This is a genomic window from Streptomyces sp. NPDC037389 (assembly GCF_040636475.1).
Taxonomy (GTDB): Bacteria; Actinomycetota; Actinomycetes; order Streptomycetales; family Streptomycetaceae; genus Streptomyces; species Streptomyces hesseae.
This window is the reverse complement of record NZ_JBEZUS010000003.1, coordinates 65,834-80,203: the sequence shown is the minus strand read 5'-3', so window position 1 is coordinate 80,203 and position 14,370 is coordinate 65,834. Positions and strand designations below refer to the sequence as shown.

Genomic DNA, 14,370 nt, shown 5'->3' with positions numbered 1-14,370 from the left:
CGTATGCACGGATGCCGCCGCCGCTGTGCTCAGGCCTTAGCATGACGGGGTATCGAGTGGGGAGGGCCATGTCCGAGAAGGACGACGCGTACGCACAGCAGGAGCACCGGGACGACGATCCCTGGGCTCCGCCGGAGCGGCGTGTGCCGCTCGACAAGCCCGGCGCCCCGCCGGTGCCGCCCGCGCCGCCCGTCCCCGGACCGGCGGCCGGACTCCCCGAAGCGCCGCCCGCGGCCCCGGACGTCCCGGTCGCCCCGGAGCCGGGCGCCGTGCCGCCCGTGCCCCTCGCGCCCACCGGGCCGGGCACCCCGGGCGCGTACCCGCCCGGCCCGTACGGCTACGCGCAGCCGGGCATCCCGCCGCAGCCGGGGGCGCCCTACGGCGTGCCGGGCGCGGCCGGACCGTACGCCCAGAGCCCCTACGGGCAGACCGCCTACGGCACCGGCCACTACGGCTGGGGCGCCCCGGGCTACGGCCAGGGCTGGCCGCACGCGGGGCGGGTGCCCAACAACGGCCTGGGCGTGGCCTCGCTCGTGCTGGGCGTCATCGGCGTGCTGATGTGCTGGACGATCGTCTTCGGCGTCGTCATCGGAGTGATGGCGATCGTCTTCGGGGCGATCGGCCGGACCAAGGCCAACACCGGTGAGGCGACCAACGGCGGCCAGGCGCTGACCGGGCTGATCCTGGGCGGGGTGGCGCTGCTGCTGACGGCCGTGATGCTCGTCGTCTTCATCACCGTGGGGGTGCGCGGGAGCACCGGCCCGGCCGGGGACGACAACCCCGACGACGCCACCTACGGCGCCTATATGCCCACGCCGCCGGGCCCCGGGTCGTCGGCCGGGCCGCTGGTGCCCGCCGCCAGCCGCTGACGCGCCTCCATCAGGGCGAAGCCCAGCAGATTGAGACCGTTCCAGCGGGCCGGATCCCCGGCCCGCTGGTCGTCGGCGGCCAGGCCGATGCCCCACACCCGGTCGAGCGGGCTCGTCTCCACCAGCACCCGGTCCCCGGTGCCCAGCAGATACTCCCTCAGCTCCGGATGCTGCCCGAACTTGTGGACGCTGCCCTCGACGACCAGGGCGAAGCGGTGGCGGCGCCACACCTCCTCGTCGAAGCCGCGCACCGCGCGACCCGCGTCCTTGGCCTGCTTGGGATGGCCCGCCGCGAGCGCCCGGGCCCCGGCCTCGGCGTCACCGAACAGTCGCGCCTTCCCGGCCATCATCCAGTGCTCCGCCGTCGCGTAGACCGCCCCGTCCACCGTGAACGGCGACGGCCACCACTGGCTGAAGCAGCCGGGCCCCACGGCGCCGTCCCTGCGCGGCCGGTGCCCCCAGAAGTTCACGTACTTCACCCGCTCGCCGCGAGCCACGACCGCCGTGAGCTCCTCGACCGAGCGCGGCCCGTCGGCGATCCGCGCACCTGACTTGATCATGTTGTTTCCTCCCCCGTTTCCATGCCGCCACCAGTGTGGCGACGGCCACTGACAACGGCCCCGCGCGAGGCAGGGGCGCCACCGAGGGGCCGCACCGATTCCGTCGTCCCGTTAAATGATGGCGACGGAATCCCTTGTCGCAAGTCAATTGCTCTGCCAGGATCGGCAACCAATCCCGTGGGAACCACACCCGCCCCGACGCCCGGGCCCGGTGAGGAGTACGCGATGGACCGACGATCCGGAACTGTGCGAGGCCGCCCGGGCCCCGAGCGCGGCACGGCCCGTATGAGACCACATCCCATCGTGTGTCACTGTTACGTGTTCTGCGTCCACCCCACGAACCCCCTGGACCCACGACCATGACGGCTTTCGCCACGACAGGCAGCAACGGCACCGACGTCCGCCTCACCGGCATCGGCAAGGCGTACGGCGACGTCACCGCCGTGCACCCGCTCGACCTCTCGGTGCCCGCCGGTTCCTTCTTCGCCCTGCTCGGAGCCTCCGGCTGCGGCAAGACCACCACGCTGCGCATGATCGCCGGCCTGGAGGAGCCCACCACCGGCACTGTCGAGCTCGGCGGCCGGGACGTCACCGCCCTGCCTCCGTACAAGCGGCCCGTCAACACCGTCTTCCAGAGCTACGCGCTCTTCCCCCACCTGGACATCTACGAGAACGTGGCCTTCGGCCTCCGCCGGCGCGGCGTCAAGTCCGTCCGCAAGCAGGTCGACGAGATGCTCGACCTCGTCCAGCTCGGCGACTACGCCCGCCGCAAGCCCCAGCAGCTCTCCGGCGGCCAGCAGCAGCGCGTCGCCGTCGCCCGCGCGCTGATCAACCACCCGGACGTCCTCCTCCTCGACGAGCCCCTCGGCGCCCTCGACCTCAAGCTGCGCCGCCAGATGCAGCTCGAGCTCAAGCGCATCCAGACCGAGGTCGGCATCACCTTCATCCACGTCACCCACGACCAGGAGGAAGCCATGACCATGGCCGACACGGTCGCGGTCATGAACGCCGGACGCGTCGAGCAGATGGGCGCCCCCGCCGACCTCTACGAGACGCCGCGCACCACCTTCGTCGCCAACTTCCTCGGCACCTCCAACCTCATCACCGCCGATGTGGTGGGCACCGTCGGAGACGACGTCCTTCTGCGGGTCTCCGATACCAAACTCACCCTTCCGGGGAAACGATGTACAGCCACCGCCCGCGTGGGCGAGAAACTCCTGGTCGGGATACGTCCGGAAAAGATCACGCTCACCCACGCCGACGACGCCGGCACCATCGCCGACGGCCGTAACCGCCTGACCGGGCGCATCGCCCAGTCCAGTTTCATCGGCGTCTCCACCCAGTACCTCGTCGACAGCCCGGCCGCGTCCGGCCTGTCCGTCTACGAGCAGAACATCGAGCGCGACCCGCGCCTCGTCCCCGGCGCCGACGTCGTCCTGCACTGGAACCCCGGCCACGGCTTCGGCCTGGACTCGGCCCAGAGCGTCGAGGCCGGCACGGGCGTCGTCGAGGCGGGCACCGACGCGCGAGAGGCGGGTACGTGACGATGACGACCGCCACCACCGACCACCCTCCCGCACCCCCCGCCGACGGCGCCCTCCACAAGGCCGTCCTCCGCAGGAAGCGCGTCCCCTACTGGCTGCTGCTTCCCGGCGCCCTCTGGCTGCTCGTCTTCTTCGTGGCCCCCCTGGTCTACCAGGCGTCGACCTCCGTACAGACCGGCTCCCTCGAAGAGGGCTTCAAGGTCACCTGGCACTTCGCCACCTACTGGGACGCCCTGACCGAGTACTACCCGCAGTTCCTGCGCTCCGTCGCCTACTCCGCGACCGCCACCGCGCTCTGCCTCCTGCTGGGCTACCCGCTCGCCTATCTCATCGCCTTCCGCGCGGGCCGCTGGCGCCACGTCCTGATGGTGCTCGTCATCGCGCCGTTCTTCACCAGCTTCCTGATCCGCACCCTCGCCTGGAAGACGATCCTCTCCGACGGCGGCCCCGTCGTCCGCGCCCTCGACGCGCTGCACGTCCTCGCCGTCACCGACGCGCTGGGCGTCACCGAGGGCCACCGCGTGCTCGCCACCCCGCTCGCCGTGGTCTGCGGGCTGACCTACAACTTCCTCCCGTTCATGATCCTGCCGCTCTACAGCTCGCTCGAACGCATCGACAGCCGCCTCCACGAGGCCGCCGGCGACCTCTACGCCCGGCCGCTCACCACCTTCCGCAAGGTGACCCTCCCGCTGTCCATGCCGGGCGTCGTCGCCGGCACCCTGCTGACCTTCATCCCCGCCACGGGCGACTACATCAACGCCGAGCTGCTGGGCTCCACCGACCAGAAGATGATCGGCAACGTCATCCAGTCCCAGTTCCTGCGGGTCCTCGACTACCCGACGGCGGCCGCCCTGTCGTTCCTCCTCATGGCCGCGATCCTCGCCATGGTCACCGTCTACATCCGCAAGTCCGGGACGGAGGAACTGGTCTGATGGCACTTCTGAACCGCCTCGGGCGCGGACTGCGCCGGAACCTGGTCGTGATCGCCGGGCTGGCCACCCTCGCCTTCCTGATCCTGCCCAACGTCGTGGTGACGGTCTTCTCGTTCAACAAGCCGAACGGCCGCTTCAACTACCAGTGGCAGCGCTTCTCCACCGACGCCTGGACCAACCCCTGCGGCGTCGCCGACCTGTGCGGCTCGCTCTCGCTGAGCCTGTGGATCGCCCTCTGGGCGACCGTCGGCGCCACCCTTCTGGGCACCGCGATCGCCTTCGCGCTCGCCCGCTACCGCTTCCGGGCCCGCACCTCGGCCGGCACCCTGGTCTTCCTGCCGATGGCTATGCCCGAGGTCGTCATGGCCGCCTCCCTGGCGACCCTCTTCCTCAACATGGGCGTCAGCTTCGGCTTCTGGACCATCCTCATCGCCCACATCACGTTCTGCCTGAGCTTCGTGGTCACCGCCGTCAAGGCCCGGGTGATGAGTATGGACCCGCGCCTCGAACAGGCCGCCCAGGACCTCTACGCCACCCCGTGGCAGACCTTCCGCAAGGTCACCCTGCCCATCGCCGCCCCCGGCATCGTCGCCGGAGCGCTGCTCTCCTTCGCGCTCTCGTTCGACGACTTCATCATCACCAACTTCAACGCCGGCTCGACCGTGACCTTCCCCATGTACGTCTGGGGATCCGCACAACGGGGCACACCCGTACAAATCAATGTCATCGGAACGGCGATGTTCGCCATCGCCGTGTTGTGCGTCCTCGTCGGCCAGCTCGTCGGGAGACGCCCGAGAAGGAGCTGAGAACCATGGCCGTCGGTGCCATACCGCAGCAATCCGGGGGAGCTCCCCGGACCCCCGCTGTACGAGCACTCTCCGACGCGACCCCTCGCCCCTACTGGCTCGACGACCCCTCCCGGCCGGGAGCGCTCCCCGCGCTCGCCGGCGACGAGCACTGCGACCTGCTCGTCGTCGGCGGCGGCTACTCCGGCCTGTGGACCGCGCTCCTGGCCAAGGAGCGCGACCCCGGCCGGGACGTCGTCCTCATCGAGGCCCAGCAGACCGGCTGGGCCGCCTCCGGCCGCAACGGCGGCTTCTGCGCCGCCTCCCTCACCCACGGCTGGGCCAACGGCCACGCCCGCTGGCCCGCCGAGCTCCGCACGCTGGAGGAGCTCGGCCACCGCAACCTCGACGGCATCGAGGCCACCCTCGCCCGCCACGGAATCGACTGCGACTTCGAGCGCACCGGCGAGATCGACGTCGCCACCGCCCCCCACCAGGCCCTGGAGCTCCGCGAGGCCGACGCTCGGGCGAAGGCCCTCGGCGTCACCGGCCACACCTTCCTCGACCGCGACGCCATGCGCGCCGAGGCCGACTCCCCGACCTTCCTCGCCGGCCTGTGGAACCGCACCGGCGTCGCCATGCTCCACCCCGCCAGGCTCGCCTGGGGCCTTCGGCACGCCTGCCTCGGCCTCGGCGTACGGATCTACGAGCACACCCCCGGCACCGAGCTCTCCGCCCGCCGCGCCGGGCTGGCCGTCCGCACCCCCTACGGCCGGGTCTTCGCCCGCCACGCCGCGCTGGGCACCAACGCCTTCCCCTCCCTGGTCAAGCGGCTCCGCCCGTACATCGCCCCCGTCTACGACTACGCGCTGATGACCGAGCCGCTCACCGAGGAGCAGCTGGCCTCCGTCGGCTGGCGCCGCCGCCAGGGGCTCAGCGACAGCGCCAACCACTTCCACTACTTCCGGCTGACGGCGGACAATCGCGTGCTGTGGGGCGGCTACGACATCGTCTACCGCTACGGCGGCGGCGTACGGGCCGAGTACGACCACCACCCGGCCACGTACCGGCGTCTCGCCGAGCACTTCTTCCGCTGCTTCCCGCAACTGGAGGGGGTGCGCTTCTCGCACAACTGGGGCGGCGCCATCGACACCTGCTCCCGTTTCTCCGCCTTCTTCGGCACCGCCCACGGCGGCCGCGTCGCCTACGCGCTGGGCTTCACGGGGCTCGGCGTCGGCGCGACCCGCTTCGGCGCGGACGTCATGCTGGACCTGCTCTCCGGCGCGCGCACCGAACGCACGGAGCTGGAGATGGTCCGCAGCAAGCCCCTCCCGTTCCCGCCCGAGCCGGTCCGGTCGGTGGGCATAGGCATCACCCAGTGGGCCATGACCCGCGCCGACACGAATGGGGGCCGCCGCAACCTCTGGTTGAGGACGATGGACAGGCTGGGGCTGGGGTTCGACAGTTAGCGGCCGCGTTGTGGGCAATCGTCCCGCAGGGCGGGACGGGTGGGCACAACGCGACCACGGGCCTGCACCCACAGGACCACACCCGCCAGGCACCACGCCCCCACCACATCCAACGGCCAGTGATACCCCTGCCGCACCAACCCGAGGCCCACACCGAGGTTGAGCAGCACATAAGGCGCCACCCACCACCACGTCCGGAACAGGAGCAGCGCCGCCGACCCGTAGGCGACAGCCGCCGTGGCCGCATGGCCCGACGGAAAGAACCCGTCATGCGGCCCGGCCCCCATCGCCGGTGGCCCCGCCCGCCCGATCCACCACTTCAGTGGCACGACGAGCAAGGGCACCGCCACCATCGCCAGCGCGGCGGCCACCGGCGGCCGCCACAGACGCCGGCGCACGGCGGTGAGGACGACGGCGGCCAGAAGCACCGGCACCGCCACGACCGTATTGCCCAGATCGGCCAGAATCTCGGCGACCCCCGACGGCACGGCGTCCGCGCCCACGACCGCACGCCCCAGCCGCTCGTCGAGGGCGCGCAGCGGCCCGTGCGCGGCGACCTGCCAGGTGACGAGGGCGAAGAGGACCGCGCACACGGCCGGGAAGAGGAATGCCGACGGCCCCGGAACAGGGGGGGAAGTTCCAGGGCCGCCGGTCCGGCCGGTGGACCGCGCGCCCCGGGGGGTATGGGGCGGGCGACCGTCCGATCGGTGAGGATGTCCGGAGCCGAGGGCTCCAGTGCTGTGCGCGAAGGCACGGCCGGGCCGGCGCCGGGGAAGCGACGGCACGGCATCGTCCGCAGTCCCCTGCGGACGGGGTGTTTCACTCATCTGCAGAAACCGTACGGCAGGGATGGGCGATCCGATAGTCGGATCACCCGTCCACCACCCGCCCCGCACAGGTTCTTCACCGGCTCACAACCGGCTCACAGATGGCTCGCAGCCGGCTCAGAGACGCGCGAACGCGCCCTCGATGATGTCGAGGCCCTCGTTGAGCAGGTCCTCGCCGATGACCAGCGGCGGCAGGAAGCGCAGCACGTTGCCGTAGGTGCCGCAGGTGAGGACCAGCAGACCCTCGGCGTGGCAGGCCTTGGCGAGCGCGCCGGCGGCCTCCGCGTTCGGCTCCTTGGTCGCCGGGTCCTTGACCAGCTCGATCGCGATCATCGCGCCGCGGCCGCGGATGTCGCCGATGACCGGGAACTTCTCCTGCATCGCGGCGAGGCGGCCCTTCATGACCTCCTCGATGCGCTTGGCCTTCCCGTTGAGGTCCAGCTCGAGCATGGTCTCGATGGCACCCAGGGCACCGGCGCAGGCCACCGGGTTGCCGCCGTAGGTGCCGCCCAGACCGCCCGGGTGCGCGGCGTCCATGATCTCCGCGCGGCCGGTGACGGCGGCCAGCGGCAGACCGCCGGCGATGCCCTTGGCGGTGGTGATCAGGTCCGGGACGACGCCCTCGTCCTCACAGGCGAACCACTGGCCGGTACGGCAGAAGCCGGACTGGATCTCGTCCGCGACGAAGACGATGCCGTTGTCGTTGGCGAACTTCACGATCGCCGGCAGGAAGCCCTTGGCCGGCTCGATGAAGCCGCCCTCGCCCAGCACCGGCTCGATGATGATCGCGGCGACGTTCTCGGCGCCGACCTGCTTGGTGATCTGGTCGATGGCCTGGGCGGCGGCCTCGGGGCCGCAGTTCTCCGCACCGGTCGGCCAGCGGTAGCCGTACGCCACCGGCACCCGGTAGACCTCGGGCGCGAACGGGCCGAAGCCGTGCTTGTACGGCATGTTCTTGGCGGTGAGCGCCATCGTCAGGTTGGTGCGGCCGTGGTAGCCGTGGTCGAAGACGACGACGGCCTGGCGCTTGGTGTACGCACGCGCGATCTTGACGGCGTTCTCGACGGCCTCGGCGCCCGAGTTGAACAGCGCGGACTTCTTGGCGTGGTCGCCCGGGGTCAGCTCGGCGAGCTTCTCGCAGACCTCCACGTAACCCTCGTAGGGGGTCACCATGAAACAGGTGTGGGTGAAGTCGGCGAGCTGCGCGACGGCGCGGCGCACCACGGCCTCGGCGCTGGCGCCGACCGAGGTCACGGCGATGCCCGAGCCGAAGTCGATCAGACGGTTGCCGTCGACGTCCTCGATGACGCCGCCGCCCGCGCGCGCGGTGAACACCGGCAGGACGGAGCCCACGCCACCGGCGACCGTTTCGAGGCGGCGGGCCTGGAGCTCGAGCGACTTGGGGCCGGGGATCGCGGTGACGACGCGGCGCTCCTGGGGGAGGGCGGCGCCTCCGGACAGTTCGGTCATGAGAGCTCCAGGGGGAACGTACGGGCTTTTGGTCGCAGGCTAGGTGCGGCGGGGGGAGCGCGGCATGTTCCGATCGGGAGAAGTGCGCGCGTCCCGTTGTCCGTATCGGACATGGTGTCCCACTAGATTGGGCCGGTCGGAGACTTCAGGCACGCGCGGCGCGACGGCCGGCTGGGGGCGAGGGGCAGTGAGGGACACCGAGGAGACCACGGGAGGCGCCAAGGAGACGCCGGGCGCGCGGGGGGGCCGTCCGCCGCGCCAGGCGGGCCCGCCCGGGGAGCCGCCCGCGGCACCCGCACCGCCGGGAACGCCCACGCCGGGCGCCGCGTCCGGGCCCACGGCGCCCCCCGCCGGGGCGGCCGTGCCACCGCCCGTCGAGGCGGTGGCGGCCGTGCCACCGCGCCCGGACGCCGCGCCCCCTGCCGCCGGTGCCGCCGGCGCCCCGTTCCTGTCCTGGCTGCGCACCCCGCGCCCGGACGCGGCGCCCGGCGTGTGGACGTTCGGCCACCGGCCCCGGCCGCCGGAGGAGCCCGACCGGATCCCCGGCCGGCAACTGATCAGCAGCGCGGTGATCTCCCTGCTGTGCGGCTGGCTGCTGTGGTCCCTGCTGTGGAACGGCTACCTCGGCCACTACTGGATCTGGCCGCTGTTCGCCCTGACACCCGACTCCTGGCGCGAGGAGGGCATCTTCGCCGTCTGGGTCGTCTACGGCTACTACGTCCTGGTCGCCCTCGTCCTCGTCGTCGTCTTCGGCCGCCTCGGCCGCTGGCCCCAGGTCTGGCGCCGCTGGGCCGCGCCCGCCCTGCGCCGCCTGTGGGACGACTCCGGCGACCCGGCGCCGACCGCTCCCGCCACGCCGGACGAGGACCCCGCCGAATGGCCCCGGCTGCGCGCCTCGGGGGCGGGGGCCGCCGCCGACCGGCTCGCGGCGGAGGCCAGGGCCGGGCTGATGAACGACGTCGACCACGCCCGCATCGGGCGCGCCTGGGAGGCCTCGCGCGTCCGCCCCGACCGGCTGGCCGCCTTCACCGACGCCGTGGTCAAGCACGGCGCCGCCGCCTGCGCCCACCCCTCCGGGGCGCGCGATGTGCCCGTACGCGCCGCCGTCCACGACCTCGCCACCCGCCAGGTCCGCATCGGCACCGCCACCGACGACGAGCGCAACCCCTACGGCCACCGGGGCGTCGGCGCCGCCCTCGACCCCACGCTGCTGGGCACCTCCCTGCTCGCCGTCGGGCCGCCCGGCTGCGGCAAGTCCGCACGGCTGGTGCGGCCCGTCCTCGAGTCGCTGTGCCTCCAGGCGCTCGCCGGGCGCACCGCGGTCGTCGCCGTCGGGGCGGCGGGCGCCGGGCTCGCCCCCGACGACGCCTTCGACGTCGTGGTCCGCATCGGACGCCCGGACTCCGCCTACGACCTCGACCTGTACGGCGGCACGGACGACCCCGACGAGGCCGCCGCCGTCCTCGCCGAGGGACTCGTCGGGGACATCGTCGCCGGTCTCCCCGGCGACGACGGCCGCCGGGCCGCCACCGCCCTGGCCCAGCTCCTCGGCCCGTTCCGGGCCGCCCACGGCCGCTTCCCGGCCGTCCCCGAACTGCGCGACCTCCTCGACGGCTCCGCCGCCGCGACCGGCGCGCTGCGCACCGCCCTCGCGGCACGCGGGCAGGAGGCGCTCGTCCGCGAACTCGACGCCCGCGAGCGCCAGGCGGGACGGCCCGGCGACCCCGGGCCGCTGCTCTCCGACCGGCTCGCCCTCCTCGACCGGCCCGCCTTCGCCGGTAGCTTCGACGGCCACGTAAACGTGAAAAAGGGGCCCGGGCGGACCTTCTCCCTGCGGACGCTCGAACACCCGCTGCGCGTCCGGATCGACCTCCCCGAGCGCGGCCACGCCGAGGCGTCCCGGATGCTCGCCCGGCTGATCCTGGCCCAGTTCACGGAATGCGCCGCGGGCCGCGCCGACCGCTCGCTGTTCGCCTGCCTCGTCCTCGACGACGCCACCCACACCGTCACCCCCGAGTCCGTGCGCGGCCTGGCCCGGCTGCGCTCCACCAACGCCGGGGCCGTGCTCACCCTGCGCACCCTCGACGACGTCCCCGAGGCGCTGCGCAGCGCCCTGCTGGGCTCCGTCGGCTGCCGGATGGCCTTCTCCGGGGTGACCACCTGGGACGGCGCGCGCTTCGCGGAGGTCTGGGGCAAGGAGTGGGTGGAGACCCGCGACGTCACCGACCGTCAGGTCATCGCCCACGAGCCGCTCACCCGCGTCACCCATGTCGTCCGCCGGGTGATCACGGGCCGGGCCGTCACCGCCCAGTCCGTGACCGTCCGCAAGGTGGAGCGGGAGCGCTGGTCCGCCTCCGAGCTGGCCCACGGCGTGCCCGCCGGGCACGCGGTGCTGTCCGTGACGTCCGTACGGGGCGGGAGCACGCCCCCCGTCCTGGTCGACCTGGAACGCTGACCGGCGGGTTCCCGCTTTCTACGCAATGCTCCACTGAGGCAGAATCGGTCACAGCCGTTCATACGGGACGGCACTCTCCCGCACCGCACCACCCCGCCCGAAGGTTCCATGCCCCTCACGCTCGCCTCTCTGGTCAACCACTCCGCGCTCAGGCTCACCGTGCTCGCCGGAGCGGACAGGCTGGACACGCCCGTCCGCTGGGCGCACGTCAGCGAGCTCGCCGACCCCGTGCCGTGGATGGAGGGCGGGGAACTGCTGCTGATCACGGCGATGAAGATCGACGCCGCGGACCGGGAGGAGATGCGGAGTTACGTGCGCCGCCTGGTGCGCGCCGGGGTGGTGGGGCTCGGCTTCGCCGTCGGGGTGAACTACGACGAGGTGCCCGGCGCCCTCGTCGAGGCGGCCGCCGAGGAGGGCCTGCCGCTGCTGGAGGTGCCCCGCCGCACCCCGTTCCTCGCCATCACCAAGGCCGTCTCGGCGGCAGCCGCGGCCGACCAGTACCACGCGGTCACGGCGGGCTTCGAGGCCCAGCGCGAGCTGACCCGCGCCGCCCTCGCCCCCGAGGGCCCCGCCGCCCTCCTCGCCCGGCTCGCCGTCCACCTCGGCGGGTGGGCCGCGCTCTACGACGCCTCCGGCGCCGTCGTCGCCGCCGCGCCCGGCTGGGCGGCCCGCCGCGCGGCCCGGCTCGGCGCCGACGTGAAACGGCTGCGGGAGCGGCCCGCGCCCGCCAGCGCCGTCCTCGGCCCGGACGCCGCCGGGGCGGAGGGCGGCGACCGCGTCGAGCTCCAGTCCCTCGGCTCCGGCCGCCGTACGCGCGGCGTCCTCGCCGTGGGCACGGACGCCCCCCTCGGCACCGCCGGGCGCTATGCCGTCAACTCCGCCGTCGCTCTCCTCACCCTGACCACCGAGCGCTCGCGCGCCCTCCAGGACGCGGAGGCGCGGCTGGGCGCGGCGGTGCTGCGGATGCTGCTCGCGGACGAGCCGGGCCACGCGCGGGCCGTCGCGGGGGAGCTGTACGGGGCGCTGCTGGACGAGCCCTTCCGGATGCTGGTGGCGGAAGCCGCCGACACCGACCCGGAGGGCGAGCTCGGCGTGCTCGCCGACACCGCCGAGACCGCGGCGAGCCGGGCGGCCGAGCCGGTGCTCGTGGTGCCGGAGGGGGAGCGCGTCGTCGTCCTCGCCCGGGACGGCGGGGCGGCCGTGGCCGCGTGCGTCGCGTACGCCCGTACGGTCGAGGCGCGGCGCGGGGCCGCGGGGGCGGAGCGGGACGGGCGTGACGCACGGGACGTGCGGGACGGGGGCGCGGCGGCCGGCGTGGCCGTCGGCCTCTCGGCGCCCACCAGGCCGGCGGCCGCCGGGGCCGCCTTCCACCAGGCCGAACAGGCCCTGTCCGTCGCCCGGCGCCGGGGCCGGGCCCTCGTCGAGCACGAGGAGGTCGCGACCGGTTCGGTCCTGCCCCTGCTCGCCGACGACGCGGTACGGGCCTTCGCGGACGGGCTCCTGCGCGCCCTCCACGAGCACGACGCCACCGGGCGCGGCGACCTCGTCGCCTCCCTCCGCGCCTGGCTCGCCCGCCACGGCCAGTGGGACGCGGCCGCCGCCGACCTGGGCGTCCACCGCCACACGTTGCGCTACCGGATGCGGCGGGTGGAGGAGATCCTGGGGCGGTCCCTGGACGATCCGGACGTGCGGATGGAGCTGTGGCTGGCGCTGAAGGCGACGACGGGGCCGTCGTCGCACTAGTCGGGCCGGGGCCCCTCCCCCCGCCCACCCCGCCACAGTGGCGTACCGCCACCCCCGCGCGCTCCACCACGGACAAGCGACCAGCGCGCGCCACGCGCCTACGGTGAGGGAGCCCCCATTCATCCGCACCCCCGGAGGAAACCCGTGACCGCTCCCATCGCGTTCTGGCTGGCCGGCCGTGAGGCCACCGGCGAGGAGACCTTCGACGTCACGAACTCCTGGGACGGCCGTCTCGTCGGCACCGTGAGCGTGCCGACCGAGGCGCAGGTCGAGGAGGCCGTGGCGGCCGCGCACGCCGTGCGCGAGGAGTTCGCGGCCACGCCCGCGCACGTCCGCACCGCCGCACTCGACCACGTCGCCAAGCGGCTCGCCGAGCGCACCGAGGAGATCGCCCAGCTGATCTCCGCCGAGAACGGCAAGCCCATCAAGTGGGCCCGCGGCGAGGTCGGCCGTGCCGTCTCCGTGTTCCGCTGGGCCGCCGAGGAGGCCCGCCGCTTCAACGCCGGCGAGGCCCAGCGCCTGGACACCGACGCCGGCGGCACCGGCCGCCTCGCGCTGACCCGCCGCGTCCCGCGCGGCACGGTCCTCGGCATCGCGCCGTTCAACTTCCCGCTCAACCTGAGCGCCCACAAGGTCGCCCCGGCCATCGCCGTCGGCGCCCCGATCATCCTCAAGCCCGCCCCGGCCACCCCGGTCTCCTCGCTGGTCCTGGGCGAGATCCTGGCCGAGACGGAGCTGCCCGCCGGCTCCTGGAGCGTCCTGCCGGTCCCGAACGACCGGATGCCCGCCCTGGTCCAGGACGAGCGGCTGCCGGTCATCTCCTTCACCGGCTCCGGCCCGGTCGGCTGGTCGATCCTCGACTCCGTGCCCCGCAAGCACGTCACCCTGGAGCTCGGCGGCAACGGCGCGGCCGTCGTCCTCGCCGACTGGTCCTCCGAGGCGGACCTGGACTGGGCGGCGCAGCGCATCGCCACCTTCTCCAACTACCAGGGCGGCCAGTCCTGCATCTCCGTGCAGCGCGTCATCGCCGACGCCTCGCTCTACGAGCGGCTGCTGCCGAAGGTCGTCGCGGCCGTCGAGGCGCAGGTGACGGGCGACCCGTCCGACGCGTCCACCGACGTCGGCCCGCTGGTCAGCGAGGACGCCGCCAAGCGCGTCGAGTCCTGGGTGGACGAGGCCGTCGCCGCGGGCGCCACGCTGCTCGCCGGCGGCAAGCGCGACGGCGCGACGTACGCCCCGACCGTGCTCGCCGACGTCCCCGCCGGCGTCACCATCGCCTGCGAGGAGGTCTTCGGCCCGGTCCTGACCATCTCGAAGGCCGAGGGCGAGGAGGCGGCCTTCGCGGCCGTCAACGACTCCCCGTACGGCCTCCAGGCCGGTGTCTTCACCCACGACCTCCAGACCGCCTTCCGCGCCCACCGCGCCCTGGAGGTCGGTGGCGTGGTCGTCGGCGACGTCCCGTCCTACCGTGCCGACCAGATGCCGTACGGCGGCGCCAAGCAGTCCGGCGTCGGCCGTGAGGGCGTCCGCTGGGCGATGGACGACTACACGTACGAGCGCGTGCTCGTGCTCACCGGCCTCGACCTCTGAGTCATCGGGTTCTCGAAGCGGGGGAGGGGGGGGGGGCCCCCCCCCCGCGGGGGGGGGGCGGCGGGGGGGGGGGGGGGGGGGGGGGGGGGCCGGGGGGGGGGCGGTGAAATCACGTGTAGTGTCAAC

At 73.6% G+C, this 14,370-nt stretch carries 11 protein-coding genes; 8 read left to right on the top strand and 3 right to left on the bottom strand.

The genetic code is table 11. From position 1 onward, the window contains the following. Nucleotides 1–68: 68 nt before the first annotated feature. Complete coding sequence (locus tag AB0E98_RS07140; protein WP_361699499.1) at nucleotides 69–869, top strand: hypothetical protein; 801 nt, start codon at nucleotides 69–71, stop codon at nucleotides 867–869. Here the strand turns inward: AB0E98_RS07140 and AB0E98_RS07135 are convergent. Then, nucleotides 803–1,429, bottom strand: coding sequence for an NADAR family protein (locus tag AB0E98_RS07135; protein WP_361699497.1), 627 nt, complete (start codon nucleotides 1,427–1,429; stop codon nucleotides 803–805). The two genes, AB0E98_RS07140 and AB0E98_RS07135, sit on opposite strands and share 67 nt — an antisense overlap. A gap of 359 nt (nucleotides 1,430–1,788) precedes the next feature. On the opposite strand from AB0E98_RS07135, the gene AB0E98_RS07130 reads away from it, so the two are divergent. Genes AB0E98_RS07130 through AB0E98_RS07115 form a run of 4 tightly spaced genes read left to right on the top strand, consistent with a single transcriptional unit; the run spans nucleotide 1,789 to nucleotide 6,159 of the window. Beyond that, nucleotides 1,789–2,973, top strand: coding sequence for an ABC transporter ATP-binding protein (locus tag AB0E98_RS07130; RefSeq protein ID WP_361699495.1), 1,185 nt, complete (start codon nucleotides 1,789–1,791; stop codon nucleotides 2,971–2,973). Nucleotides 2,974–2,975: 2 nt separating this feature from the next. Then, nucleotides 2,976–3,905 carry an ABC transporter permease gene (locus tag AB0E98_RS07125; RefSeq protein ID WP_361700492.1) on the top strand — a complete coding sequence of 310 codons (930 nt, stop codon included), beginning with the start codon at nucleotides 2,976–2,978 and terminating at the stop codon, nucleotides 3,903–3,905. Further along, nucleotides 3,905–4,711 (top strand): ABC transporter permease, encoded by an 807-nt coding sequence (locus AB0E98_RS07120; protein WP_361699493.1) that lies wholly within the window; start codon nucleotides 3,905–3,907, stop codon nucleotides 4,709–4,711. Before AB0E98_RS07125 ends, AB0E98_RS07120 begins: the two co-directional genes overlap by 1 nt. A 5-nt stretch (nucleotides 4,712–4,716) precedes the next feature. Further along, entirely contained in the window at nucleotides 4,717–6,159 is a 1,443-nt protein-coding gene (locus AB0E98_RS07115; RefSeq protein WP_361699491.1) for an FAD-dependent oxidoreductase, read from the top strand. Here the strand turns inward: AB0E98_RS07115 and AB0E98_RS07110 are convergent. Beyond that, on the bottom strand, nucleotides 6,156–6,752 hold the full coding sequence (locus tag AB0E98_RS07110) for a phosphatase PAP2 family protein (protein ID WP_361699489.1): 597 nt from the start codon (nucleotides 6,750–6,752) through the stop codon (nucleotides 6,156–6,158). The two genes, AB0E98_RS07115 and AB0E98_RS07110, sit on opposite strands and share 4 nt — an antisense overlap. A gap of 351 nt (nucleotides 6,753–7,103) precedes the next feature. Further along, on the bottom strand, nucleotides 7,104–8,456 hold the full coding sequence (gabT, locus tag AB0E98_RS07105) for a 4-aminobutyrate--2-oxoglutarate transaminase (protein WP_361699487.1): 1,353 nt from the start codon (nucleotides 8,454–8,456) through the stop codon (nucleotides 7,104–7,106). Nucleotides 8,457–8,847: 391 nt separating this feature from the next. On the opposite strand from gabT, the gene AB0E98_RS07100 reads away from it, so the two are divergent. From AB0E98_RS07100 to AB0E98_RS07090, 3 genes are all read left to right on the top strand, one after another. Beyond that, nucleotides 8,848–10,911: an ATP-binding protein gene (locus AB0E98_RS07100; RefSeq protein WP_361700490.1), complete on the top strand. Its 2,064-nt coding sequence runs from the start codon at nucleotides 8,848–8,850 to the stop codon at nucleotides 10,909–10,911. Between the two features lie 108 nt (nucleotides 10,912–11,019). Continuing rightward, nucleotides 11,020–12,654, top strand: a complete 1,635-nt coding sequence (locus AB0E98_RS07095; RefSeq protein ID WP_361699485.1) for a PucR family transcriptional regulator — start codon at nucleotides 11,020–11,022, stop codon at nucleotides 12,652–12,654. A 144-nt stretch (nucleotides 12,655–12,798) separates the two neighbouring features. Further along, complete coding sequence (locus tag AB0E98_RS07090; RefSeq protein ID WP_361699483.1) at nucleotides 12,799–14,244, top strand: aldehyde dehydrogenase family protein; 1,446 nt, start codon at nucleotides 12,799–12,801, stop codon at nucleotides 14,242–14,244. Nucleotides 14,245–14,370 lie beyond the last annotated feature (126 nt).